This is a genomic window from Stappia sp. TSB10GB4, from assembly GCF_900185745.1.
In the GTDB taxonomy this organism is placed as follows: domain Bacteria; phylum Pseudomonadota; class Alphaproteobacteria; order Rhizobiales; family Stappiaceae; genus Stappia.
Genome location: NZ_FYAV01000036.1, coordinates 1 through 23,464, shown reverse-complemented (window position 1 = coordinate 23,464; position 23,464 = coordinate 1). Strand labels below are relative to the sequence as shown.

The 23,464-nt window shown below is 66.7% G+C and carries 21 protein-coding genes and 1 pseudogene; 7 read left to right on the top strand and 15 right to left on the bottom strand.

From position 1 onward, the window contains the following. Nucleotides 1-109: 109 nt before the first annotated feature. Entirely contained in the window at nt 110-1,651 is a 1,542-nt protein-coding gene (locus TSB10GB4_RS06470) for a trimethylamine methyltransferase family protein (RefSeq protein WP_186395057.1), read from the bottom strand. Nucleotides 1,652-1,950: 299 nt separating this feature from the next. Here TSB10GB4_RS06470 and TSB10GB4_RS06465 point away from each other — a divergent pair, with 299 nt between their 5' ends. Together TSB10GB4_RS06465 and TSB10GB4_RS06460 are read left to right on the top strand one after the other, a co-directional pair. Then, on the top strand, nt 1,951-4,512 hold the full coding sequence (locus TSB10GB4_RS06465; RefSeq protein ID WP_186395056.1) for an FAD-dependent oxidoreductase: 2,562 nt from the start codon (nt 1,951-1,953) through the stop codon (nt 4,510-4,512). 659 nt (nt 4,513-5,171) lie between these two features. Further along, nucleotides 5,172-5,459, top strand: a complete 288-nt coding sequence (locus TSB10GB4_RS06460; protein WP_186395055.1) for a GIY-YIG nuclease family protein — start codon at nt 5,172-5,174, stop codon at nt 5,457-5,459. 400 nt (nt 5,460-5,859) lie between these two features. On the opposite strand, the gene gyrA is transcribed toward TSB10GB4_RS06460, so the two are convergent. Further along, a complete protein-coding gene (gene gyrA / locus TSB10GB4_RS06455) occupies nt 5,860-8,646 on the bottom strand; it encodes a DNA gyrase subunit A (protein ID WP_208984535.1) in 2,787 nt (928 codons plus the stop codon). Nucleotides 8,647-8,941: 295 nt separating this feature from the next. Between gyrA and TSB10GB4_RS06450 the strand changes: the two genes are divergently transcribed. After that, complete coding sequence (locus TSB10GB4_RS06450; protein ID WP_208984517.1) at nt 8,942-9,586, top strand: MarC family protein; 645 nt, start codon at nt 8,942-8,944, stop codon at nt 9,584-9,586. 14 nt (nt 9,587-9,600) lie between these two features. On the opposite strand, the gene TSB10GB4_RS06445 is transcribed toward TSB10GB4_RS06450, so the two are convergent. The 6 genes from TSB10GB4_RS06445 to TSB10GB4_RS06420 all read right to left on the bottom strand — a co-directional run bounded on the left by TSB10GB4_RS06445 (nt 9,601) and on the right by TSB10GB4_RS06420 (nt 13,737). After that, complete coding sequence (locus tag TSB10GB4_RS06445) at nt 9,601-10,158, bottom strand: disulfide bond formation protein B (RefSeq protein ID WP_186395053.1); 558 nt, start codon at nt 10,156-10,158, stop codon at nt 9,601-9,603. An 11-nt stretch (nt 10,159-10,169) separates the two neighbouring features. After that, complete coding sequence (locus tag TSB10GB4_RS06440) at nt 10,170-10,328, bottom strand: DUF5993 family protein (protein ID WP_186395052.1); 159 nt, start codon at nt 10,326-10,328, stop codon at nt 10,170-10,172. 259 nt (nt 10,329-10,587) lie between these two features. Further along, nucleotides 10,588-10,938 carry a hypothetical protein gene (locus TSB10GB4_RS06435; protein ID WP_186395051.1) on the bottom strand — a complete coding sequence of 117 codons (351 nt, stop codon included), beginning with the start codon at nt 10,936-10,938 and terminating at the stop codon, nt 10,588-10,590. A 76-nt stretch (nt 10,939-11,014) separates the two neighbouring features. Then, nucleotides 11,015-11,485, bottom strand: coding sequence for a hypothetical protein (locus TSB10GB4_RS06430; RefSeq protein WP_186395050.1), 471 nt, complete (start codon nt 11,483-11,485; stop codon nt 11,015-11,017). Between the two features lie 230 nt (nt 11,486-11,715). Then, the gene (locus tag TSB10GB4_RS06425) at nt 11,716-13,062 is read right to left on the bottom strand and encodes an FAD-dependent oxidoreductase (protein WP_186395049.1); all 1,347 of its coding nucleotides are present in this window, start codon (nt 13,060-13,062) and stop codon (nt 11,716-11,718) included. Between the two features lie 384 nt (nt 13,063-13,446). Beyond that, nucleotides 13,447-13,737 carry a hypothetical protein gene (locus TSB10GB4_RS06420; protein ID WP_186395048.1) on the bottom strand — a complete coding sequence of 97 codons (291 nt, stop codon included), beginning with the start codon at nt 13,735-13,737 and terminating at the stop codon, nt 13,447-13,449. Between the two features lie 271 nt (nt 13,738-14,008). Between TSB10GB4_RS06420 and TSB10GB4_RS06415 the strand changes: the two genes are divergently transcribed. Both TSB10GB4_RS06415 and TSB10GB4_RS06410 read left to right on the top strand, forming a co-directional pair. Further along, nucleotides 14,009-14,551 (top strand): hypothetical protein, encoded by a 543-nt coding sequence (locus TSB10GB4_RS06415; protein WP_186395047.1) that lies wholly within the window; start codon nt 14,009-14,011, stop codon nt 14,549-14,551. Next, a complete protein-coding gene (locus TSB10GB4_RS06410) occupies nt 14,548-15,849 on the top strand; it encodes a hypothetical protein (protein ID WP_186395046.1) in 1,302 nt (433 codons plus the stop codon). Before TSB10GB4_RS06415 ends, TSB10GB4_RS06410 begins: the two co-directional genes overlap by 4 nt. 374 nt (nt 15,850-16,223) lie before the next feature. Here the strand turns inward: TSB10GB4_RS06410 and TSB10GB4_RS06405 are convergent, their stop codons facing one another. From TSB10GB4_RS06405 to TSB10GB4_RS06395, 3 genes are all read right to left on the bottom strand, one after another. Further along, nucleotides 16,224-17,231 (bottom strand): polysaccharide deacetylase family protein, encoded by a 1,008-nt coding sequence (locus tag TSB10GB4_RS06405; protein ID WP_244296519.1) that lies wholly within the window; start codon nt 17,229-17,231, stop codon nt 16,224-16,226. Between the two features lie 42 nt (nt 17,232-17,273). Further along, on the bottom strand, nt 17,274-18,218 hold the full coding sequence (locus tag TSB10GB4_RS06400) for a hypothetical protein (RefSeq protein WP_186395044.1): 945 nt from the start codon (nt 18,216-18,218) through the stop codon (nt 17,274-17,276). 252 nt (nt 18,219-18,470) lie between these two features. Next, on the bottom strand, nt 18,471-19,181 hold the full coding sequence (locus TSB10GB4_RS06395; protein ID WP_186395043.1) for a helix-turn-helix transcriptional regulator: 711 nt from the start codon (nt 19,179-19,181) through the stop codon (nt 18,471-18,473). Between the two features lie 158 nt (nt 19,182-19,339). On the opposite strand from TSB10GB4_RS06395, the gene TSB10GB4_RS06390 reads away from it, so the two are divergent. Further along, nucleotides 19,340-20,227: a DMT family transporter gene (locus TSB10GB4_RS06390; protein WP_371328867.1), complete on the top strand. Its 888-nt coding sequence runs from the start codon at nt 19,340-19,342 to the stop codon at nt 20,225-20,227. On the opposite strand, the gene TSB10GB4_RS06385 is transcribed toward TSB10GB4_RS06390, so the two are convergent. After that, entirely contained in the window at nt 20,217-20,726 is a 510-nt protein-coding gene (locus TSB10GB4_RS06385; RefSeq protein WP_186395041.1) for a GNAT family N-acetyltransferase, read from the bottom strand. The genes TSB10GB4_RS06390 and TSB10GB4_RS06385 overlap by 11 nt on opposite strands. 308 nt (nt 20,727-21,034) lie before the next feature. Between TSB10GB4_RS06385 and TSB10GB4_RS06380 the strand changes: the two genes are divergently transcribed. Continuing rightward, entirely contained in the window at nt 21,035-21,616 is a 582-nt protein-coding gene (locus TSB10GB4_RS06380; RefSeq protein ID WP_186395040.1) for a glyoxalase superfamily protein, read from the top strand. 67 nt (nt 21,617-21,683) lie between these two features. Here TSB10GB4_RS06380 and TSB10GB4_RS06375 read toward each other — a convergent pair. From TSB10GB4_RS06375 to TSB10GB4_RS06365, 3 genes and pseudogenes are all read right to left on the bottom strand, one after another. Further along, nucleotides 21,684-21,812, bottom strand: a pseudogene (locus tag TSB10GB4_RS06375) (SDR family oxidoreductase); the annotation flags it as partial. After that, on the bottom strand, nt 21,811-22,893 hold the full coding sequence (locus tag TSB10GB4_RS06370) for an IS630 family transposase (RefSeq protein WP_186395039.1): 1,083 nt from the start codon (nt 22,891-22,893) through the stop codon (nt 21,811-21,813). The pseudogene TSB10GB4_RS06375 and the gene TSB10GB4_RS06370, both read right to left, overlap by 2 nt. A gap of 202 nt (nt 22,894-23,095) precedes the next feature. Next, nucleotides 23,096-23,239: a hypothetical protein gene (locus TSB10GB4_RS06365; RefSeq protein ID WP_186395038.1), complete on the bottom strand. Its 144-nt coding sequence runs from the start codon at nt 23,237-23,239 to the stop codon at nt 23,096-23,098. Nucleotides 23,240-23,464 lie beyond the last annotated feature (225 nt).

The window sequence follows — 23,464 nt, the reverse complement described above, 5'->3', positions numbered from 1 at the left end:
TTTTGAGAATGCCGTCTCGAAATCGCCTTTCGGCGGCAAACGGCGCGCGCGAGCGTGGCGCGCGCCCCCGATCCCCCTGCCGGAGGCCCCCAGAGGCTCCTCTCAGACCCTAGACGTTGCTGTCGGGGAACTCGGCCTTGCGGCGGGCCATGAAGCCGATCAGGGCGTCGTCGATCGCCGGGTCGAGCGCGGGCGCCTCGTAGTCGGCGAGCATCTGCTTCCACTTCCGGTTCGCCCGCCAGGCGGCATCCAGCCCGCCATCGGCGCTCCACTGCTCGAAGGAGTTGTTGTCGGCGATCTCCGAGCGATAGAAGGCGGTCTCGAAATTGCGCTGGGTGTGCAAGGCGCCGAGGAAATGCCCGCCCGGCCCGACTTCGGCGAGGGCATCCATCGCCTGCGCTTCCTCCGAGAGGTCGATGCCCTTGGCCAGAACGTGCATCATGCCGAGCTGGTCGGCGTCCATGACGAACTTCTCGTAGGACGAGCACAGGCCGCCCTCCAGCCAGCCGGCAGCGTGCAGGCAGAAGTTCACCCCCGACAGCAGCGTCGCCAGGATGGTCTGTGCGGATTCCTGCGCCGACTGGGCGTCCGGCGTCTTCGACGAGGTGAAGGAGCCGCCGGAGCGGAAGGGCAGGCCGGCGCGGCGCGCCAGCTTCGCCGCGCCGTTGAGCAGCAGGCTGCCCTCCGGCGAGCCGAAGGTGGGCGCGCCGGACTGCATCGAGATCGAGGAGACGAAGGCGCCGAAGACGACCGGCGCGCCGGGGCGCACGAGCTGGGTCAGCGCGCAGCCGGCCAGCGCCTCGGCCAGCACCTGCGACAGGGTGCCGGCGACCGTCACCGGGCTCATCGCGCCGGCAAGGATGAACGGCGAGACGATGCAGGCCTGGTTGGCCGCCGCATAGACCTTGAGCGCGCCGAGCATGGTCGCGTCATAGACCAGCGGCGAATTGGCGTTGATCAGCTGGATCATCACGCAGTTCTGGTCGACGAACTCCTTGCCGAAGACCAGTTCCGCCATGGCGACGGAATCGCGCGCCCGCTCCGGCGCGGTGACCGAGCCCATGAACGGCTTGTCGGAATATTTCAGATGGGCATAGACCATGTCGAAATGCCGCTTGTTGACCGGCAGGTCGACGGGCTCGCACACCGTGCCGCCCGAATGGTGCAGCCAGGGCGAGGCATAGGACAGTTTCACGAAATTGCGGAAGTCCTCGATGGTGCCGTAGCGGCGGCCCTTGTCGAGGTCGGTGACGAAGGGCGGGCCGTAGACCGGCGCGAAGACGGTGTTGTTGCCGCCGATGACGACGTTGCGCTCCGGGTTGCGGGCGTGCTGGACGAATTGCGAGGGCGCGGTCTTGACGAGCTCGCGCAGCATGCCTTTGGGGAAGCGCACGCGCTCGCCGGAAACGTCGGCGCCGGCCGCCTTCCAGATCGCGATGGTCTCGGGATCGTCGCGGAATTCCAGGCCGATCTCGGCCAGCAGCCGGTCGGCATTGGCCTCGATCAGCTCGGCGCCCTCGTCGCTGAGAATGTCGTAGACCGGCAGGTTACGGGAAATATAGGGCAGGGCGCCGGCCGCCTGCGACCCGCGCCGCTTTTCCGTCCTTGCCGCCCGGCCGCGCCGTCCGACGCGCGCTTCCTGGTCACTCATCCGCTGCAAGTCCTCTGCGTAGCTGCCGACTGCCGATTCTGCCCGTCACTGTGCGCCGGGCGCGCGCCCGCCTGCGGCGCGAAAGCGTCGTCGGTTTCTCTAAAAGCGTCATGCAACCGGGAGGGGGAGGCGGGGCTGCGAGGCGGTCGCGACCGGGCATCTTTGGCCCGCGTGTCGTCGCGGGGATGGTGGCATGACGCAATCAGGCCATTGGGGGACGCAAATCGTGGCAATACTGCCGGCGAAGGGGCAGGCCGGCGCGCCGACCCGCCCAGGCCCACAGGCAAAAAGGGTGGACAATGTCGGCGTTTCCGGACAAGGCACAAATCGTCATCGTCGGCCTCGGCGGCATCGTCGGCGCCTCGGTGGCGCATCATCTGCTGGAGCGCGGCTGGACCGATGTCGTCGGCATCGACAAGTCCGGCATCCCGACCGATATCGGCTCCACCGCCCATGCCTCCGACTTCTGCTACACCACCAGCCACGACTACCTGTCGGTCTGGACGACGCAGTATTCCATCGATTTCTTCGAGAAGATGGGCCATTACGCGCGCATCGGCGGGCTGGAAGTGGCGCGCACCGGCGACGACACCTGGATGGAGGAGATCAAGCGCAAGGCAAGCTCCGCCAAGGCTTTCGGCACCCGCGCCCATCTGGTGACGCCCGCCGAGATCAAGCAGAAGTTTCCCCTGATCGAGGAGGAGATGGTCCAGGGCGGGCTGTTCGACCCGGATGCCGGCCTTGTGGTGCCGCGCTCGCAGACGGTCGCCGGCAAGCTGGTCGATGCGGGCGAGAAGACCGGTCGGCTCAGGGCCTTCGCCAACACGCCGGCGCAGTCGCTGATTGTCGAGGACGGGCGGATCGCCGGCGTCGTCACCCATCGCGGCACGATCCGCGCCGACCACGTCATCGTCTGCGCGGGCCTGTGGGGCCGGCTGATCGCCGAGATGGTCGGCGAGGACCTTCCCGTCATGCCGGTCGACCATCCGCTGACCTTCTTCGGGCCGTTCAACGAATTCGCCGGCACCGGCAAGGAAATCGGCTATCCGCTGCTGCGCGACCAGGGCAATTCCGCCTATATGCGCGACACCGGCGACCCGAAGACCACCGAGGGCGGCCAGATCGAGTGGGGCTATTACGAGACCGACGAGCCGCGCCTGTGCCACCCTCGCGATCTGCTGGAAAAGCACGAGGCGCGGCTGTCGCCCTCGCAGCGCGACCTGGAGATGGAGCAGGTGATCGGCCCGCTGGAGCGGGCGATGGAGCTGACGCCGATCCTCGGCGAGCTCGGCTATAACGAGAGCCACTCGTTCAACGGGCTGCTGCAGGTCTCCGCCGCCGGCGGGCCGTCCTGCGGCGAAAGCCAGAAGGTGCGCGGCCTGTGGTACTGCGTCGCGATCTGGGTGAAGGACGGGCCGGGCTATGGCAAGCTGATCGCTGACTGGATCACCGACGGGCGCACCGGCATTGACCATGCCTCGATCGACTATTCCCGCTTCTATCCGCACCAGCTCACCGAGGATTTCATCGAGGGCCGCTGCCGTGAGGCGGCGCAGAAGATCTATTTCCCGGCGATCCATCCGCGCGAGCCCTACGCGACCGGGCGGGGCGTCAAGCGCTCGCCGTTCTACGAGCGCGAGGTGGAGCTCGGCGGCTATTTCATGGAGCTCGGCGGCTGGGAGCGCGCCCATGGCTATGCCGCCAACGAGCACCTGCTGGACAAGTACGGCACCCGCGTGCCCGAGCGGCAGAACGAGTGGGACAACAGGCACTTCTGGCGGGTGTCGAATGCCGAGCACCTCGCCATGAGCGAGGACTGCGCGCTCATCAACCTCTCGCATTTCTACATGTTCGAGGTCGAGGGGCCGGACCATGTGGAGCTGCTGGAATGGCTCTGCGCGGCGAAGATCGGCGGCGACGGCAACATCGGCAGGGGCATCTACACCCATTTCCTCGACGACGAGGGCATGGTGCGGGCCGACCTCACCGTGATCCGCATGGCCGACCGCTGCCGCATCATCGACGGTGCCGATGCCGGCCCGCGCGACTTCCACTATGTCCGCCGGACGGCGCAGGACCGCGGGCTCGAAGTGACGGTGACCGATGTCAGCGAGCACTACACGACCATCGGCATCTGGGGCCCGAATGCGCGCGCCAAGCTGAAGCAGGCGGTGGCGGACCCGGCCGGCCTCGATCCGGAGGCCTTCCCCTTCGCGGCGATCCGCGAGATCGAGATCGCCGGGCGCAAGGTGACGGCGCTGCGTCTCTCCTATGTCGGCGAGCAGGGCTGGGAACTGCATATGGCTTACGAGGACGGGCTCGCCGTCTGGGACGCGCTGCGGGCGCTCGGCATCATGGCGGCGGGCGTCGAGACCTACGCCAATTCGCGGCGGCTGGAGAAGTCGCTGCGCCTGCAGAACGCCGACCTGCTGACCCAGTACAACCTCTATGAGGCCGATCTTGCCCGCCCCAAGGTCAAGGAGGCCGACTTCCGCGGCAAGGCGAAGCACCTGGACTACCGCGCGCGCGACCACCAGCCGGCGATGCTGTGCACGCTGGTGATGACCGACAATGTCGATGCCGGCGGCACGCCGCGCTATCCCGTCGGCACGCTGCCGGTGATCGATCCGGCGACCGGCAAGACCCTGGTCGATGCGCTCGGCCGGCTCTCCTACACGACCTCGATCGCCTATGGCCCGACGGTGGGAAAGAACATCGCGCTGGCCTATCTGCCGCACGCGTTCGCCAAGGTAGGGCAGAAGCTCAGCGTGGAGTATTTCTCGCAAGAGTTTCCGGTGGAGGTCGCCGGCGTCGGCTACGCGCCGCTCTACGACCCGCAGAACCTGAAGCCGCGGAGCTGAGGGGGATTGGGGGCGGGCGTTTCCCGCAGTGCCTGACATTGTGTGTGCTCGCAAGCCCCTCCGTCGTCATCCCGGCCGCAGAGCCGGGATCGGCGAGCCACGGCGGTTGCGGTTTCGTTTCGGAGCGTGCCCCATACGCCCTCGGCTCGCCGATCCCGCATCTCCGCTTCGCTGCGTGCGGGATGACGCAGGGAGAGATCAGCGCGCGCCAACCCCGGCTCTGGCAGCCAATGGGCACCGGGTCGCGCTTACGCTTGCCCGGTGTGACGGCCGAGGGGATGCGAGGTCAGGCCTCCTCCTTGGAGGTCGTCCCGGCCAAGCGTGAGCGCCGAGCCGGGACCCATTGGCACCCTCGGCAGGCGTGAGGCGGGCGGCTTCGCGGGCCGTGCCGGAGGCCTGTTCGGAGGGTCCTCGCCACCGCTCTGGGAACCAATAGCCCCCGGCTCTCCGGCTTCGCCTGCGGCCGGGGTGACCTCGGAGGGTGGGGTGATGGCGCTCGCGCTTGGGCGACGGCCGAAGGTGGGGTGATGGCAGCGGGGTGATGGCAGCGGGGTGATGGCAGCGGGGTGATGGTCTTGGGGGAGAGGGGGGTGCTGGACTGAGCCCAGTCCGTCAGCCTGTGGCTTGCATTTTCCACAACTCGGTACAACCATGGCGGGATGGTATACTTCGTCTACATTCTCGCCAGCCGACGGCGCGGCACGCTCTATGTCGGTGTGACCAATGACCTTGCCCGGAGGATCTTCGAGCATCGGGAGGGGCAAGGCGAGAGTTTCACCCGCCGGCACGGCGTCGGCCGCCTCGTCTACTATGAGGAGTATTCTTCTATCAACGAGGCGATTGCCCAGGAAAAGCGCCTGAAACGCTGGAGGCGAGCATGGAAGATCCAGGCAATCGACGCCTTCAATGCTGAGTGGGAAGACCTTTACGAGCAGCTCAACATGTAGCCGGGCGGGAAGAGATGGTGCGTTCTTGGAGAGGCGCTCCGGTTGCCCTCTCTCAGGCTGTCGTCCCGGCCAAGCGCAGCGCAGAGCCGGGACCCATTGGCGACCCCGGCAGGCGTGAGGCGGGAGGCGTCGCGGGCCGTGCCGGAGGCCTGTTCGGAGGGTCCTCGCCACCGCTCTGGAAACCAATAGCCCCCGGCTCTCCGGCTTCGCCTGCGGCCGGGGTGACCTCGGAGTGGGGGGCGGCGGCGGGATGAAGCGATAGGGCAGCGGCCGGGGCGACTTCCGGGGGGAGAGGAGATTTCGCAAACGAAAGGGCCGCAGGAGTGCCCCGCGGCCCTGATAGTGTGGCGAGTGCTCCAAACGCGTGGCGAGTGCCCCAAACGCGTGGCGAGCAGTCCGATCAGGCCTCGCCGTCCGGAGCGTCGTCGTCCGGAGCGTCGTCCTCGCCGGAGCCGTCATCCGGTCCGCTGTCGCCGCCGGCATCGCCCGGCGCGGCGGAGCCGGACGCCGGGGTCTCGCCGCCGGATGCGGCTGCGGCCTCGTCGAGCGCCGCCTCTTCGGCGTCCTCCTCGTCGGAGACGCGGCCGACCGAGACGACTTCCTCGCCTTCCGCGGTGTTGAAGACGATGACGCCCTGGGTGGCGCGGCCGGCGATGCGGATGCCGTCGACCGGGCAGCGGATCAACTGGCCGCCATTGGTGACGAGCATGATCTGGTCGCTGTCTTCCACCGGGAAGGAGGCGACCAGCGGGCCGTTGCGCTTGGTCACCGCCATGGCGGTGATGCCCTTGCCGCCGCGGCCCGTGACCCGGTACTCGAAGGACGAGGACCGCTTGCCATAGCCGTTTTCCGAGATGGTGAGGATCACCTGCTCGGTGGCGCTCATCGCCGCGTAGCGCTCCTGCGTCAGTTCGCCCGCCGGCACGCCCTCGTCCTCGCCCGTGGCCTCGCCGTTGGTCTCGTCGGCCTCGCCGCGCATCAGCCGGCGCAGGCGCAGATAGGCGCTGCGCTCGTCCGCCGTGCAGTCGAAATGGCGCAGAACCGACATGGAGATGACGCTGTCGCTGTCGGCGAGATTGATGCCGCGCACGCCGACCGAATTGCGGCCGGCGAAGACGCGCACATCGGTGACGGGGAAGCGGATGCACTGGCCGAGCGCCGTGGTCAGCATGATGTCGTCATGCTCGGTGCAGGTGAAGACGCCGACGATGCCGTCGCCCTCGTCCAGCTTCATCGCGATCTTGCCGTTCTTGTTGATCTGCGTGAAGTCGGACAGCTTGTTGCGGCGGACGGTGCCGCGCGTGGTGGCGAACATCACGTCGAGATTGCCCCAGGTCTCCTCGTCCTCCGGCAGCGGCATGATCGAGGTGATCTGCTCGCCCTGCTCGAGCGGCAGCATGTTGACCAGGGCCTTGCCGCGCGAGGTCGGGCCGCCGAGCGGCAGGCGCCAGACCTTCAGCTTGTAGGCGATGCCGCGCGAGGAGAAGAACAGCACCGGCGTGTGCGTGTTGGCGACGAACAGGCGGGTGACAAAATCCTCGTCCTTGGTCGACATGCCCGAGCGGCCCTTGCCGCCGCGCCGCTGCGCCCGGTAGGTGTCGAGCGGAACGCGCTTGATATAGCCGGCATGGCTGACGGTGACGACCATCTCCTCGCGCTGGATCAGGTCCTCGTCCTCAAGGTCGGCGCCGCCGTCCATGATCTCGGTGCGGCGCGGCGTCGCGAACTCCTCGCGGATCGCCGTCAGCTCCTCGCGGATGATGTCGAGGATGCGCGAGCGCGAACGCAGGATGTCGAGATAGTCGCGGATCTCCTCGCCGATCTTGTTGAGCTCGTCGGCGATCTCGTCGCGGCCGAGCGCGGTGAGCCGCTGCAGGCGCAGGTCGAGGATGGCGCGGGCCTGCTCCTCGGAGAGCTTGTAGGTGCCGTCCTCGTTGACCATGTGGCGCGGATCGTCGATCAGGCGGATCAAGGGCTCCACGTCGCGGGCCGGCCAGTTGCGCTCCATCAACTGGGCGCGGGCGGTGGCCGGGTCCGGCGCGGTGCGGATGAGCGCGATGACCTCGTCGATATTGGCAACCGCGATGGCGAGGCCGACGAGGACATGGGCGCGGTCGCGCGCCTTCTTCAACAGGAAGCGGGTGCGCCGGCCGATCACCTCCTCGCGGAAGGCGATGAAGGCGGTCAGCATGTCCTTGAGGCCGAGCTGCTCCGGCCGGCCGCCGTTCAGCGCCACCATGTTGGCACCGAAGGTCGATTGCAGCGCCGAATAGCGGTAGAGCTGGTTCAGCACCACGTCGCCGACCGCATCGCGCTTGAGCTCGACGACGACGCGCATGCCGGAGCGGTCGGACTCGTCGCGGATGTCGGAAATGCCCTCGATGCGCTTTTCGCGCACATGTTCGGCGATCTTCTCGATCATCGCCGCCTTGTTCACCTGATACGGGATCTCGGTGATGACGATGGCGTAGCGGTCCTTGCGGATCTCCTCGATCTCGGCGCGGCCGCGCATGACGATGGAGCCGCGCGCGCTCTCATAGGCCGAGCGGATGCCCGAGCGGCCGAGGATGATGCCGCCGGTCGGGAAGTCGGGACCCGGCACGATCTCCATCAGCTCGGCGGTGGTCATCGCCGGGTTTTCCATCAGGGCGATGGCGGCGTCGATGACCTCGCCGAGATTGTGCGGCGGGATGTTGGTCGCCATGCCGACGGCGATGCCGCCGGCGCCGTTGACCAGCAGGTTCGGGAACTTTGCCGGCAAAACGACCGGCTCGCTCTCCGAATTGTCGTAGTTTTCCTGGAAGTTGACGGTCTCCTTGTCGATGTCGTCAAGGAGGCGCGCGGAGACCTTCTGCAGCCGGCATTCGGTGTAGCGCATGGCCGCGGCCGGATCGCCGTCGACCGAGCCGAAATTGCCCTGGCCGTCGATCAGCGGCAGGCGCAGCGAGAAGGTCTGCGCCATGCGCACCAGCGCGTCGTAGATCGCGCTGTCGCCATGCGGGTGATATTTACCCATCACGTCGCCGACCACGCGGGCCGACTTGCGGTAGGGCTTGTTCCACTCGTAGCCGTTCTCGTGCATCGAGTAGAGGATGCGCCGATGCACCGGCTTCAGCCCGTCGCGCACATCCGGCAGGGCGCGGCTGACGATGACGCTCATGGCGTAATCGAGATAGCTGCGCTTCATCTCGTCGGTGATGGAAACGGGCCGGATGTCGGACGGCAGGCCGCCCGACGGTGCGTTCGTGTCCCGATCGGTCAAGAGATCTCTCTCACTTGTTGAATCTGTCCCGGTCTTATAGCCGATTCCGCGCTGCCAGCCAAATCCGCCAGGGCATTTCGCGCTGCGAAAAGGCAAGATAAAACAGTGGCTTGTCAGTTGCCCAAGGGAAAGTTCGGACACGGGCCGGCGCGCCCGCGTCCACAGGGCGTCTTTTGGCTGATATAAGGGGGCTGGACGAGTCGCGCGGGGGGCTTGCGCAATGCTGGCGGACTATCTCATCAATGCCTTCGCGACGCTGTTCGTGACCATCGATCCGGTGGGGCTGGCGCCGATGTTCCTGGCGGTGACGGCGGGCGCCACGGCGGCGACGCGCCGACGCATCGCCCTGCGCGCGACGCTGATCGGCGGCGCCATCCTGTTCCTGTTCCTGGTGGCCGGACGCGGCGTTCTCGGCGTGCTCGGTATCTCCGTGCCGGCCTTCCAGATCGCCGGTGGGCTGCTGCTGCTGATCATCGCCATCGAGATGGTGTTCGACAAGCGCAACCGGCGCAAATCCGAGACGGCGGAAAAGGCGGTGTCGCAGCACGCCGCACACCAGGAAGAGCTGCATGACGTCGCCGTGTTTCCGCTCGGCATCCCGCTGATCGCCGGGCCGGCGGCGATCTCCGCCGTCATCCTGCTGTCGTCGCAGGCGGCCGACACGGTGTCCTATCTCGGCCTGGCGCTGGTGATCCTGGTGATCATCGGCAGTTGCTTCGTCGCCTTCCTGCTGGCCGACCGCATCGAGCGGATGATGGGCGACACCGCCGCCATGGTGGTGACGCGGCTGCTCGGCGTGCTGCTGGCGGCGCTGTCGATCCAGTTCATCGCCGACGGCATCCGCGCGATGATCGCCGCCGGCTAGAGCCCGTCCCAGGGTTACTGCAGCAGGCGGTAGACGGTCGGATTGTCCGGGCAGGCTTCGAAGCCGCATTCGAGGAGCGTGCTGACGCCATTCGCCGCCGCCATCGCCAGCACCAGCAGCACCGCAATGAGCGGCAGGCCGGCAAGGCGGACGGGCGCGCTGCCGGCGGCACGCGGCTCCTCGCCGGGCGCGCGCAGCACCAGCATCAGGGCACAGGCGGCAATCGCGACGACGAAGACGACGAAGGCCCAGGTGTAGAAATGCAGCCCGAGAAAGGGCGCGCCATAGCCGGCATCGCCCGGCTGGATATGCAGCAGCACCTGGCGCATGGCAAAGCCGGCGCCAATGAGGCCGGCAAGGATCGTCACGCCGTAATGGGCGGGGCGGGGGCCGCGCGCGACATTCAGCACCGGGCCGATGGCGAGCAGCAGGAAGCCGGCGCGCTGCAGCAGGCAGAGCGGGCAGGGCAGCTCGCCCTTGGCGAACTGGTCGAGGAAGGCGACGCCGAGCACCGCCGAGATGGCGAGAAGGGCGAGGGCGTTGAGGGTCGTCTCGAGAGAGCGGGAGATCATGGCGCGCCCCTTCAGAACGACAGCGGCAGCGGGTCGGTGGCGTGGTGCAGGTAGACCAGCACGGCGGCGACGAAGCTCGCCGCGGTCAACAGGCCGGCAAGGCGCATGGGGCCGAAGGCGGCGGCGGCAAGGGCCGCGAAGAGCAGGGCGAAGAGGGCGGCGAGATACATCGGGCAGAGCCTTTGGGGATCCGGGACCTTGGATGTCCGGGTGGGGAACCGGGTGCGAGCTCCGGGGAGATTAGACGATTCTCGCCCGCGCGCCGACCGGCGCCGAAACGGTCTCCAGAACGGCAAAGGCGACGCCTGCGGGGTGCAGCGCGTCGCCTTTTGCGGTGTCGGCTCGCCGGCATGCGGCGCCCGATGCAGTGTCGGATCGCCGGCATGCGGCGCCCGTTTTAGTATCGGCTCGCCGGCAAGCGGCGCCCGGTCAGGAACTGGAGGGGATGCGCTCCAGGACCGAAGTGTTGGCGGCCGGCTGGCGGGTCTCGACGGTGGTGAACTGCACCTGACGCATCGCCCGGTTGCCGCTGAGCGCGGTGGCGCAGTCGGCCGACCAGTTGCCCCAGCTCTGGCCGCGGCACTCGGCGGGCAGCGCGGAGGCGGCGCGGTCGGTCTTGGGCGCCGCCATCTCGCTGCGCACGGCGCCGGCCGAGGCGGTCTGGATGGTGTGGGCGATGCTCACCAGGCCGCCGAAGACGGCCAGCGCGGCAACGGTGGCGATCGCCAGGTCCCGCAGGCGGTGAGCATAGGGCTCGCCATGGTCATGAAGGAAGGTCATTGTCGTCACGTCCCTGCTTATCGTTTCTCGATGACCCCACACTGAGGCAGAAACGGCAAGGAAACCGTGACGCGGATCACGAACCGGAGGGTTGCGCCGGCAGGGCGGGGGTGCCCGTCGCCGGCTCGGCCATCACCGGGTTCTTCTCCGGCGCGGTGCCGGCGAAGCAGTCGGGATCCTCCTCGCGGAAGATGATGCCGCCGCAGACCGCCTCAACGGTGCGCGCGATGGCCCGCTCCTCCTTGCCTGACAGGATAACGTGCTCCTGCGCAAAAGGTTGCAGGGTGGCGACGGACTTCGCCGCGGCGTCGACATCCGAGGCGGCCAGTCCGGCCCCGAGCGTCGCAACCAGCAGCACGACGCCAGCGCCCCACAGGGCGATCGGAGTCGATGGCTGATGAATTTTGTGAATCGTCATCATGCGCTTCATATGGTCTGTTCGCGCTGGCTTGGCAAGACTTCGCCGGATCATCTCCGCGTGAACGGTCTGCACTGTTTTTGTGAACGATTGCAGAAGCTTGCCATTGAGCCGGCCAAGCTTTCGCATGCCAGCCATGCGCCAGGCGCATGCCGGTGCCGTCGGGGTCATGCCTGTACGGAGGCGGACTGGCGAGGGTTGCGCCCTGCTTTTCCTGCACTCCCTGATCTGCAGATGGGACGGGGACGGGCCGACGGCAAGGGGGCGGCGCTTTTGCGGCGCCGCGCGCGAAGGGCTTTTTCGGGGCCGCGCGCGCGAAGGTGATGCGCGACCGGTTTTGGTGACGGATCGCGGCCGGTTCAGCCCCGCTCGGACAGGCCGCGGGCGACCGCCCGCCCCGACAGCACCGCGCCATGCACCGTGCCGAAATGGGCGGCCGAGGCCGCTTCTCCCGCAAACCAGAGCTGCCCGTCCCAATCCGCACCGGCAAGCGCCCGCCGCGTCGCGGGGCTGGTTCCGACCGCATTGAAACTGTAGCTGCCGAGCGCGTATCGATCCTGCCCCCAGCGAGTGACCTGCGCGGCGCGCGGCGCGGGAAAGCGCGCGCCGAACATCGCCCGCAGACTGTCGCGCGCGGCGGCGACGGTGTCGCGGTCGCTCATCCGCTCGATCTCGGCCGCCGGATCGGCGGCATTGAAGCCCAGCAGAACGGGGGCGCGGAGCGCGCGCGCCAGCGACAGCCACTCGCCCCAATAGCCCGCGCGCGGGCCGAGCCAGCCGATCCAGTCCACCTCGCCGGGCCAGCGGACCCGGTCGAAGCGCAGCCAGCACTTGTTCAACAGCCCCAGTCCCAGCCCGTCGATCGCCGCCTGCCGGGCCCGCGCCAGCGGTTCGGCAAAGCGCACGCGGCCCGAGCGCAGCACGCCCAGCGGCAGGGTGCAGACGATCCGCTCCGCCGCGATCCGGCTGCCGTCGGCGAGGCGCACGGAGCCCGGCGCGATCTCGCTCGCCTCGGCGGAGAGGCGAATGTCCAGCCCGCGCGCCAGATGCGCGGCGATCCGGTCGAACCCGTCGGGAAACAGCATGTCGGCCCCGTCGAACGCCTCGCCGTCCCGCCCGTGCCAGGCCGACAGGAGCCGCGCCGGGCCGCCATATTCCTGTTCCAGCGTGCTGTTCACCAGATAGGATACCAGCCGCCGCAGCGGCGCCTCGGCGCCCTGCCAGTCGGCGGAGGCTTCGAGCGCCCGCGCCACCGAGACATCGTCCGGCAGCCGCTCGGCCGCCGCCAGCGCGCGGCGCAGGATGCGCTCGGCCGGCCGCAGGTCCGGGGCGATCTCCGCCCCGTCCGGGCCGAGCAGCAGCGAGGCGTCGTAACGGGTCGCCACCAGCCGCGCCCCGGCCTCGCGCGCCAGAGCGGTCAGCGGGTTGCCGCGCTGGCCGTGGATCCAGCTCGCCCCCAGATCCATCGGCAGATCCGCCCAGAGGCGCGAGGTGACGACACGCCCGCCGATCCGCGCGCGCGCCTCCACAACCGTGACCGCATGTCCGGCCTCCTGCAGGGCCCGCGCCGCCGAGAGCCCGGCCATGCCCGCGCCGAGGACGAGGACGCGCTGCGGCGCCTGCGCGCGCGGGCCGCCGCCGGCCCCCCATGTCGCCACGGCGGCGAGCCCGGCAAGGACCTGTCGTCTGTTCGGCGAACTGCTCATGACCGCACCTCCCGCCTGCCGCCGCCGGATCGCGCGCGTCTCCCCAGGGGAGCGGCCCAGGGGATCGGCCCAGGGGACCGGGTGTCTCCGGCGCGGCCCGCCGGGAGCTTGCACCGGGATGGGCGGGCGCGAAAGCGCAAAGCGCGCGGCGACTGCCGGGCGCGCCAGGACGGGGAAGGGGAAGGGGAAGGGGAAGGGGAAGGGGGGAGAGGGGAGAGGGGAGAGGGAGAGGGAGAGGGGGGAGGCGGACGGGCCGGGAACGCCGGCCGGGAACGACATGCCGCGAACGACAGGCCCCCAACGACAGGCCCCGAACGACATGGCGGCGGGCCGGGGGACCCGCCGCCACGCTCTTCGAGAGTGTCCGAGGTCAGGAGGGCCGGATCACTCTGAAACGCGGGTTCGCGTGAGAATGGTCGTGGTGCCGTCGCGCGCGGCGAGCGTCCGCCAGGGCGGGCCAGAGGCGGGATCGACGCCGCGGGCAAGCTCCGCGCAGCCCTGCGCCGCGTCCTGCATCGTGCTGCCGGCGCAGGCGACCTGCACCGTGCGCGCCATGCGGTCGCCCTTCTTCGCGGTGTTGACCAGATGCCCGGGGCTGAATGTCAGCCCGCCGACGGCGAGGGAGACGGCAATGGCGGCGAGGCCGCCAAGGCCCAAAGCTGCGATGCCACGCATGATGCGCCTCCTATTGCTTGTGGGCAACAGTCTAGCAGAAAAGCGCGGCGAGATACAGAAATTCACAGGAAGTTGCACGGCGGCAACGGGGGGCAATGTGCCGGGATTGGATTTGCGTCCTGGAGTAGGCGGAGTAAGTTGGAAAAAGCCGACGCGCGAGCAACGGCGACCGATAAGAGAGCCGTTGTCCAGACGGGAACGTTTGCGCACCGCATTATCATGTAGCCCGCAAGGAGCATGGGCGTGGAGGCTGACGCGGAAGAGCTCATTGATGCCAAGGAAAAAACCGCCGCCCCGGATTGTCGCAAGGCGTTCGCGGGATAATCCGAACCGACGGTTGAGCGCTGGGGTTCCCGCCATAGCCGCGCGAACCGAACTGGCGGAACGCGTCAGGTATGGCGCCTATTCTAAGCACAAATACAATCCCACAGCCTACAAGCTGGCGCCTTATGCCGGTCGGGATGCCGAGCGAACCTATTGCGATGAACATGCAAAATTCGGCAAGAACGACAGTGATCGGATTCCCCTGCTTCTCAAGCGCGGCGTTATGCTCGGGCTTTGGTCGGACTGCCAAGATGAGGACCTTCCGCCTCTGCTGTGGACTATCGACGAGAGCGGCTGGATCTTCGAACTGCGAGTGACCAATGCCGATCAGTCTCAATTCCATGGCTATCCGGTGCTCCCGGGAGATGCGTTTGCGAGGCATGTCTTGATCAGAGCCAGGGAGGTGGCTTTCGCAACGAATGAGTTTCCGCTAGATCAAGATCCGAATGTGCAAGCCGCGATAGCGGCGGCGGAGGCCTTTTACAGATGAGTGCTGTGAAATATTTCACACTTGCCGCCTCTTGGCCCGCAGCTCGCGACGAGGTGGCGGACATTTCGTTGCGCGTTGGCGACCAAGTCATCTCTAGAATTGCAGACATCGAAAAGCAGACGGTTCGCGATTATTTTCGGGCATCGTCCATCGGCTTGGCGCTTTGGCTCGCAGATAATTGGTGGCGCTTGCGATGGGAGACCATCAGGGATGCCAGACTTCCCTCGGTGGACTGGCGCCTGCGTCACGAGTTGAACTCGGCGAGTGGCGGTGCGCTGTGGCCTCCCGTGATGATATACAGCGTAGGTAACCGTATCGCGTTTGCTCCCAGTGTAGGAAAAAACGTCGTCGGGGGTCCCCAGTCCTATTTCGATTTCAAGATTGGAATGGTGTCTGCCGAAGAATACGAGCGGGAATTGGATGCTTTTTTTGAAAGCGTTCTTGGGCATTGCGCAGGAATGGCGGATGGAGGAACGCTGAAAAACGTAGTCCTGCAGATCGCCACCGAGCGGCAGGACCCGGAGCTGGCCGCCTGGCGGCGGCTGGAAGCGTGCCTGGGCTTCGATCCCGATGACGCGCCTGATGAGGTGATCGATGCCTTTGTCAAACTGGATGCTGTCGCGGGCGAGGACGGCGTTGAAGAGGCTGCGCACGCGCAACCAGGAGCAGATTCGGCTCACTCGTTGAATTTGGCAATAGAAGCCGCCCGCGAGTCGACGGTCGAGATCGATTTGAGTTTGGCAGATGACTTGGGGGGCAACTGGAACCTGCCGAGATATGCCAGTCCGTGGCAGATGGCCGAGGCCGCCGCGGAAGAGCTTCGGGCTCTTATCGGCGTGCCGAGAGGTCTTTTAAAACACGCCGTTTTTGGAGACCTTTTCAAGGCTCGGTGGAGCGACCTGAAGTCGGCCACTGCAACCGCGAGAACGCTGCCTTACGGCGCCAGGATCGGAGATGGGCGCAAATTTCACGCGGCGCTACAAACGACTGCATCGCATGATCGGCGGTTTGAGCTGGCTCGGCAGTTCGGGGATGCCATATGGCGAAAAGACGCCAGCTTCGGCATTGTCAGTCGCTCGAAAACGGACCGTCAGAAATTTCAAAGAGCGTTCGCTCACTCCTTGTTGTGCCCTTTCAGCGACCTTCAGCGCGTTGTCGATGTCAACGATCCCACGGCCGAAGCCATGAAAACGGCGGCCAGGAGGTTTGGCGTTCACCCGTCCGTGGTGCGCAACCAACTGGTTTACAAAGGCTATCTGCCGTTTGAGAACAAAAACGACGAAACGGAAGCCGCTTAGCTTATTCTAGGCTCTACACAGACGATAGCCATCCGACAGTGTCGCGTTGTAAAACGGTGTCGGCGGCACGGGTTCAGGCGGGCATTGGAGCCTGTTCGGTGCGGGGTGTCAGCACCTCGCCTTTCGGTTTTGTGAGCGCGCCGGTGTTTTTAAGGTCTTGGATGAGCTTCTGTCCGGCGCAGGGGTCAGCCAGCCCCACTCCAGCATCCTGCCCAGCAGCGCGGCGTCAGCAAGCGTGTGGTGTCATTGGTAATCCATGGAATTATCGCGTGGCAATTGTAAGATGACGAAGGATTTTTCAAATAAAGCCGAATGAAACTTGGCAGGTCCGGCAGGAACGCCGAGAGGGAGACGGAAGACGTCTCGCCGAAGCGTCACATCAGGCGAAAGGGAATGCCGCTGAGCAGCGCCCGCACATAGCGGCGCTTCTGGTAAAGCCCGTTCAGGGAGACGCGGGGCAGCAGCATCCAGTCCTGGGTTTCCGCAGGATCGACAACCCCGGGCTGGGTGGTGACGCCGACCGTCAAGCCGGCCCGGCGCGCCGCGGCGGCCTCGCGGGCGGTGCAGGCCCGCTTCCACCCGTAGGGATAGGCGATCGTTCGCGGCTGCAGGCCCGTCCAGTTCGTGATCGCTTCGATGGGCTCGACGATCTCCCGCTCGAGACGGGCGGCATCGACGCGGGCGAGGTTGCAGTGCGAGACGGTGTGAACGCCGAAGCGGGCGAGCGGATCGGTCTTGGCGAGCCGGCGCAAGGCATCCGCATCCATCACCTGCTCTTCCACGATCGCGGCAGGGTCGACGCCCTGCGCGGCCGCCACGTCATTCAGCCGCGCCACCGCTGCGTCTTCATCGATCGCTTCGATAAAATCCGCGAGCCGGAGAAAGGCCGCGTGCTTCTGCGCGGTGGTGGCGCAGACAACGGTCTCGATGCCGGCGCCGAAATCGAACGCGAACCGGTCGCAGGTCCGCGTCAGCTCCTCGGCGGTCTCCCACCACATGGTGTGGGTGCGCTCGACCAGCCCCTTGGTGATGAACAGCGTATACGGGACGCCGTGCCTGCGAAACACCGGCGCGGCGTGCTCGGCGTTGTCCCGGCAGCCGTCGTCGAGGGTGAAGGCGACGTAGCGCTCGCCATTCTTCGCGGCGGCAACCGCATCGGGAAGCTCGTCGAGCGCGAGCGGAACGTATCCCCTTTCCCCGGCCTCACGAATGGCCGCGTCGAGGAACTCCGGCGTGATCGAGAGCAGCGCGTTCGGCTCATAGGGCCGGTTGGTGGCCGGGCGCACATGGTGCAGCGTGAAGACCATGCCACGCCCGGCCGCGCCGGGAAGCAGCCTGTCGGCACCTGTCAGCGCGATCGCTTCAAGGCCGGCGGTGATCATCGCCCGCTTGAGGTTCGGGGTCATGGCGGTCCAGGCTCTGGCTCAGGCAAAATCGAAATCGATCAGTTGGAAACGGTAGAAGTCGAGCGGTCCGCGCTCGGGCGCAAAATCGCGCATCTGCAGGAGCATGGGTGAGGGGCGCACGCGGTCGGGCAGGCGAATGCCGGGAGCGGCGGGAAGCGCCCGGTTGAGGCCGGCATAGACGAACAGCGGTCGGCGCCAGAAGGCGCAGGCGGCGCGCGTCACCGCCCTCACATCGGCTCTTGCGGGCGCCGCGCCCGTGGCGCGCAGAAAGGCCGCGGCGAGCGTGTAGGGCAGCTTGCGGCTTTCCCGCGGCGAGGAGATCAGCAACAGCTCGTCGGTGGCATGGACGGCGTAGGTGTATTTGTGACCGCACAGCCGCTCAAAAAGCGAGGGCCCGTCCCATGGCACGCCGGTTTCGCCCGGATCGGTCGCATAGCGGTCGAAGATGCTGACGAAGTGGTCGCGGCGTTGCCTGTCGAAGGGCTCGTGGACGGTCACGCGCTTTGAACGCGCCGGGATGGCAAGGCCCATCCTGAGTTCGAGACGCAGGAAGGCTTTCAGGTTGAAGAACCTTTCGTTGACCGGCAATGCCTTGGCATTCGGCATTCCGAAAGCGAACCTGAAGCCGTGCGCAGCGAATTGCCGCCCGACCTCATCATAGAGCATCTGGATACGCTCGCGCCCGCGCCACCCCTTGAGGATGAACAGATCGACCAGGGCCGCGGCCTTTTCCGGTCGTCCGTTCACCAGCACCGTCTGATGCACCAGGGCGATCTGGCCGATCTTTTTCCCGGTCTCGACCTCGGTCAGGCGGACAACGGTGGTGCCATCGGAGAAACAGTCCTCGTACAGCCACCGCACGTGGTTTGCATCAAAGACGATGTCAGGCGATGCGAATGCTTCTGTCGCAAGCCGTGCCGTCTCTGTATAGTCGGGATTTTCTTCAACAGATACACTGATCACTCAAGTTTATCCTTGCATCATTATAGTCAAGGACAGCCGAGGGCGTCTTGCCATTGACTTAACTGCGCTATGCCTTTTGTGTCATCAGCAAGTCGCTGCGATGTGAGGTCTATACCGTCCGGAATGCGAGGGTCTGGGTGCAGACGATATTCACCTGACAGTGCGGCGTTGTAAAACGGTTTCGGCGGCACGGGTTCAGGCGCGCATCGGCGCCTGTCCGGTGCGGCCGGCGCTGCAGCGGACCCGGTCGGGTCACGTCGTGCCCCGCCAGTCCGGCGGCAGCCGGAAGGCGGCGACGAGGCGGCTTTCTCCCGCGCGGGTCAGGTGCAGGGCACGGCTTTCCGGCGCACGGGTCAGCCAGCCCCGCTCCAGCACCCTGTCCAGAAGCGCGGCGCCGAGCTGCCCGGCGATATGCGGGCGGCGTTCGCTCCAGTCGAGACAGGTCCGGCACAGCGGGCGGCGGGCGCGAAGGGAGGCGACGTCGATGCCGAGCGTGCCGAAGAAGCCGCGCCCGCTCTCGGTGACGAATCCGGCCTCGTCCGACAGGACCAGGTGGCGGTCGCGCACCAGAGCGTCGGCGACGGCCAGCGCCAGGCGGCCGGCCATGTGATCGTAGCAGGTTCGCGCCAGGCGCAGGGCCTCGTCCTTCGGCCCGACCGGGCGATGCCGCTTCGGCCCGCCGGACGCCACCGCCATCAAGGCATGGATCGCCTGGGCAACCTCGGCCGAGGCCAGCCGGTAGTAGCGATGCCGCCCCTGCTTCTCGACGGCAAGCAGCCGCGCCTCCGTCATCCTGGCGAGATGGCCGCTGGTCGTCTGGGGGCTCACCCCGGCATGGCGGGCAAGCTCCCCCGCCGTCAGCGCCTGACCGCCCATCAGCGCGGCCAGCATGTTGGCCCGTGCCGCGTCGCCGATCAGGCTCGCCACCTCCGCGATCGTGTTGCCGGATGCGATGTTCACCATGCCGGCAGGCATAGCATCCCGGCCGGCCGGTGTCAGTCGCCGACAGTTCGGCGCCGGCCGAAACATCCGCCGCGAGAAGCCCGCTAGAACCGGGCATCGGACCTGTGGCGGAAAGGCGGAACATGCCAAGACAAACGAATATGCCAAGACAAACGAACATGACTGTGGAACTGGCGCTGCTGCTGGTGCTGTCGACCGTGTGGGGCGCGTCCTACAGCTTCATCAAGGTGGGGGTCGAAACCATCCCGCCGGTGACGCTGATCGCGGCGCGCACCCTGATCGCCGGGGCGATCCTGCTGGCGGTGATCCGCTGGCGCGGCCTGCGCCTGCCGCGCGACCGGCGGACATGGGGCCGCTTCCTGGTTCAGGCCTGCCTCAACAGCGTGGTGCCCTTCACGCTGATCGCATGGGCGCAGCAGACCACCGACGCCGGGCTCGCCACCATCCTCAACGCGACGACGCCGATCTTCGCCTTCCTGCTGACCGTACTGGTCGTCCGGCACGAGGCGGTGACCGGCCGCAAGCTGTTCGGCGTCGCCGCCGGGCTGATCGGCATCTGCCTGATCATTGGGGTCGAGGCGCTCGGCGGGCTCGGCCGCGAGCTGCTGGCGCAACTGGCGATCGTCGCGGCCTCCGTCTGCTATGCCGGGGCGGCGATCTTCGGCAAGGGTTTCAAGGATCTCGATCCGATGATGCCCGCCGCCGGATCGCTGATCTGCGGCGCCTTCGTGCTTGTCCCGGCGAGCCTGCTCGTCGACCAGCCGTGGCGGCTGGAGCCCAGCTCCGCCTCCGTCCTCGCGCTGATCGCCCTTGCGGTGGTCTCCACCGCCCTGGCCTTCGTGATCTATTTCCGGCTGGTCCAGACGCTCGGTTCGGTCGGCACCACGGCGCAGTCCTATCTGCGCGTCCCGATCGGGGTGGCGATCGGCATGGTGTTTCTCGGCGAGACGCTGAGCCCGACGGCCTGGATCGGGCTGGGCTGCGTCGTCGCCGGTGTCATCGCCATGACGCTGCCCGCCCGCCGCCGCGCCGCCGTTACCGCATGACGAAGGAGCGCCAGGCCGTGCCGTCCTTGTCGATCACGCCCTCCTCGGTCATGCCGAGCTTCAGCGCGACCTGGACGGAGCCTCCATTGTCCGGGTGGATTTCGGCGACGACCCGGTCGAGCGCCAGCGTGCCCAGTGCATGGGCAAGGACCGGCCGTGCCGCCTCGGTCGCAAGGCCCTTGCCCCAGGCGCCGCGGATGAAGCGCCAGCCGATCTCGATTTCCGGGCCGATGCCGTCGCAGGGGATCAGCAGGATCCAGCCGAGGAAATGGTTCGGCCGCTCGCGCGGGACCACCGACCAGTAGCCGAGGCCCCGCCCGTAATCGGCCTCCATCCGCCCGCGCACGAAGGCCTCGTGGCCGGCGGGATCGGACCAGGGGCCCGGCACGAACCGCGTCACCTCGGGATCGCGGTCCATGGCAAGGCAGGCGGGCAGATCGGCGAGGGTCCGCGGCCGCACAGTGAGGCGGGCGGTGTGGAAGGTCGGCAGGGTCGGCATGGGGGGATATCTCGCTGTCCGGTTGGGCTCTCACCGTTTTACCGGCGGAGGCGCCGCGCGCAAGGCAAGGTTGCCACCGGCACTCGCAGGCCGGCACTCACAGGCTGACACTCACAGGCTGACAGGGGCGGTGCGGTGCGCTATCCTGCGCCACGGCCGGAGGCAGCCGGCAGCCCGCACCCCGTCATGACCATGGCGGGGCATGGCGAATGCCTCCGAAGCGATGCGTCTTGACCCGTTCAACCGTCGGGCGAAGGCGTCGGTAACGCGGGTGCTGACGGGGACTTCGCCATGACGAGGAAACGGACATGCGCGACTATCGCCATTCGAAGCTCATGGCCAAGGCCATGCGCGATGCCCTTGCCGAACGCAACCTGACCATCACCCATAGCGAGGCGCTGGAAATCGTCGCCCGCCAGTTCGGCCTTGCCAACTGGAACGTGCTGGCGGCGAAGATCGGCGAGGGCCAAGGTGGGGGCGAAGGTGGGGGCGAAGGTGGGGGCGAGGCGGCCAAGCCGCCGGAGAGCATCCGCCTCGACCAGGCGGTACCGATCGTGAGAATCTTCGACGTCGCCAAGGCGAGCGAGTTCTATTTCGGCTTTCTGGGCTTCTCCCTCGACTGGGAGCACCGCTACGGCGAGAACTTTCCGCTCTATATGCAGATCTCGCGCTCCGGCCTGCGTCTGCACCTGTCGGAACACGCGGGCGACGCGACGCCCGGCGGCAACATGTGCGTCTACATGACCGGCATCCGCGATCTGCACCGGGATCTGCACGCCAAGGACTACCGCTACATGAAGCCGGGGCTCGAAGATCACGGCAACCGGCTGGAACTGCAGGTCATCGACCCGTTCAACAACCGCATCCGCTTCATGGAGCTGGTGGGATAGGCCGTCCTGTATCGCAAGATGCGGCGCGGGGCAGGCAGATGCCGGCCCCGCGCCTTGCGTCGTGCCGTCAGGCGCCGAAGCCGCCGTCGATCGTGTGCATCGCCCCGGTGACGAAGCCGGCCTCGGGACCGGCCAGCCAGGCGACCATGCCGGCGACTTCTTCCGGCCGGCCGTGGCGCTTGAACGTCATGAAGCTAGTGGATTGATTCCAACGTTTGGAACCCTCTGTTTCGGGCGGCAATGATGTCATTGGGGTCAGCCTTCCATATGAAAGGCTTCGGGTTGTCGGCGTTGTATTGGCTGACGAAGCGGTTGATGGCGGCTTGCAGATCGACGACGGAATGGAAGACGCCGTGCTTGAGCCTGCGCCGGGTGAGTTTGGCGAAGAAGCCTTCGACGGCATTGAGCCAGGAGCAGGAGGTCGGCGTGAAGTGGAAGGTCCAGCGCGGATGGCGGGCGAGCCAGGCGCGGACCTTGTCCTTCTTGTGGGCGGCGTAGTTGTCGAGGATGACGTGGATGGCCTTGTCGGCCGGCATCTCGCGCTCGATGCGGTTGAGGAAGCGGATGAACTCCTGATGACGGTGGCGCTGCATGTTCTGGGCGATGACCGTCCCATCCAGCACATTGAGGGCGGCAAACAGCGTTGTGGTTCCGTGCCGCTTGTAGTCGTGGGTCATGGTGCCGGCGCGGCCCTTCTTCATGGGCAGGCCGGGCTGGGTGCGGTCGAGGGCCTGGATCTGGCTCTTCTCGTCGACCGAAAGCACCACCGCATGGGCCGGCGGATCGACATACAGGCCCACGATGGCCGTGAGCTTGTCGGCGAATTTGGGATCGTTGGAGAGCTTGAACTGCCGCCAGCGATGCGGGCTGAGACCGTGGGCCTTCCAGATCGCTTGCACGGTCGACGCCGCGATGCAGGCGACCTTGGCCATCGCGCGCAACGTCCAGTGCGTCGCCTCGTGCGGCGGCGGCTCGAGCGTCAGGCGGATAATCTCGGCGACACGCTCCGGCGGCACCGGCGCCTTTCCGGGCGGACGGGATTTGTCGCGAAGCAGGCCGTCGACGCCCTCATGCATGAACCGCTCCTGCCAGCGCCAGACGCAGGTCTTGGACTTGGCCGTAGCCGTCATGATCGCCGAGGTGCCCGGGCCGTCGCCGCTCAGAAGGATGATCCGTGCCCGCCAGACGTGTTTCTGCGGGCTTTTCGGGTCAACGGCGATGGCGCGCAACCGCTGACGATCGGCAGGAGATACGGTGAAGGAGACGTCGCTGCGCATGCGGCAGACTCGCACGCCAGAAAGCCGAGGGGAATCCAAAACTCGGACTCTTTTGATCCGATCAAACCACTAGAGACGCTTGAATCTGCTTTAAAACGTGGAACTGCCAGGTGAATGCCGTCTCTATACAGACGGTTCGAACGAAGCGCAGCTTCGTGATGCGCAACTTGCTTTACGCGGAAACATCGACAAGCGCGCCGAACTAGGCTTCGTTTCTATCTTCTTTGTCCGGCGGCGCTGTATTGTTTCGCTCGATCATATGGTGAAACATCATGTCTAGCATCATAGGAAGCTCTTCCATCATGAACATAGCCTCTTTGCTGCCGCCGGACATTTCATACAGCATCTTGCTCCTACTTATGTGTTTCGTTGCTCGGACAAGACGATGGAGAATTCTTTCAGCAGAATCAGGACCACTGTCACGGATCTCCCTATATGATTCAATTAGGGTCCGGACCCATAAAAGGGGTTCCTCTGACGGCGGGATTGTGATTCAGGGTCTCTGAGGGGGACCCGTCATGGATCGCGACTATTTCTGGCTCAGCGATGAGCAGTTTGGGCTGCTTGAACC

Bases quoted from the DNA above. Each gene is read 5' to 3' on its own strand.
- TSB10GB4_RS06425 (WP_186395049.1), bottom strand. From the start codon at position 13,062: ATGAGCAGTTCGCCGAACAGACGACAGGTCCTTGCCGGGCTCGCCGCC.
- TSB10GB4_RS06420 (WP_186395048.1), bottom strand. From the start codon at position 13,737: ATGCGTGGCATCGCAGCTTTGGGCCTTGGCGGCCTCGCCGCCATTGCC.
- gyrA (WP_208984535.1), bottom strand. From the start codon at position 8,646: ATGAAGCGCAGCTATCTCGATTACGCCATGAGCGTCATCGTCAGCCGC.
- TSB10GB4_RS06450 (WP_208984517.1), top strand. From the start codon at position 8,942: ATGCTGGCGGACTATCTCATCAATGCCTTCGCGACGCTGTTCGTGACC.
- TSB10GB4_RS06410 (WP_186395046.1), top strand. From the start codon at position 14,548: ATGAGTGCTGTGAAATATTTCACACTTGCCGCCTCTTGGCCCGCAGCT.
- TSB10GB4_RS06365 (WP_186395038.1), bottom strand. From the start codon at position 23,239: ATGCTGTATGAAATGTCCGGCGGCAGCAAAGAGGCTATGTTCATGATG.
- TSB10GB4_RS06390 (WP_371328867.1), top strand. From the start codon at position 19,340: ATGACTGTGGAACTGGCGCTGCTGCTGGTGCTGTCGACCGTGTGGGGC.
- TSB10GB4_RS06470 (WP_186395057.1), bottom strand. From the start codon at position 1,651: ATGAGTGACCAGGAAGCGCGCGTCGGACGGCGCGGCCGGGCGGCAAGG.
- TSB10GB4_RS06395 (WP_186395043.1), bottom strand. From the start codon at position 19,181: ATGGTGAACATCGCATCCGGCAACACGATCGCGGAGGTGGCGAGCCTG.
- TSB10GB4_RS06370 (WP_186395039.1), bottom strand. From the start codon at position 22,893: ATGCGCAGCGACGTCTCCTTCACCGTATCTCCTGCCGATCGTCAGCGG.
- TSB10GB4_RS06415 (WP_186395047.1), top strand. From the start codon at position 14,009: ATGCCAAGGAAAAAACCGCCGCCCCGGATTGTCGCAAGGCGTTCGCGG.
- TSB10GB4_RS06435 (WP_186395051.1), bottom strand. From the start codon at position 10,938: ATGACCTTCCTTCATGACCATGGCGAGCCCTATGCTCACCGCCTGCGG.
- TSB10GB4_RS06460 (WP_186395055.1), top strand. From the start codon at position 5,172: ATGGTATACTTCGTCTACATTCTCGCCAGCCGACGGCGCGGCACGCTC.
- TSB10GB4_RS06430 (WP_186395050.1), bottom strand. From the start codon at position 11,485: ATGCGAAAGCTTGGCCGGCTCAATGGCAAGCTTCTGCAATCGTTCACA.
- TSB10GB4_RS06380 (WP_186395040.1), top strand. From the start codon at position 21,035: ATGCGCGACTATCGCCATTCGAAGCTCATGGCCAAGGCCATGCGCGAT.
- TSB10GB4_RS06405 (WP_244296519.1), bottom strand. From the start codon at position 17,231: ATGATCACCGCCGGCCTTGAAGCGATCGCGCTGACAGGTGCCGACAGG.
- TSB10GB4_RS06465 (WP_186395056.1), top strand. From the start codon at position 1,951: ATGTCGGCGTTTCCGGACAAGGCACAAATCGTCATCGTCGGCCTCGGC.
- TSB10GB4_RS06445 (WP_186395053.1), bottom strand. From the start codon at position 10,158: ATGATCTCCCGCTCTCTCGAGACGACCCTCAACGCCCTCGCCCTTCTC.
- TSB10GB4_RS06440 (WP_186395052.1), bottom strand. From the start codon at position 10,328: ATGTATCTCGCCGCCCTCTTCGCCCTGCTCTTCGCGGCCCTTGCCGCC.
- TSB10GB4_RS06385 (WP_186395041.1), bottom strand. From the start codon at position 20,726: ATGCCGACCCTGCCGACCTTCCACACCGCCCGCCTCACTGTGCGGCCG.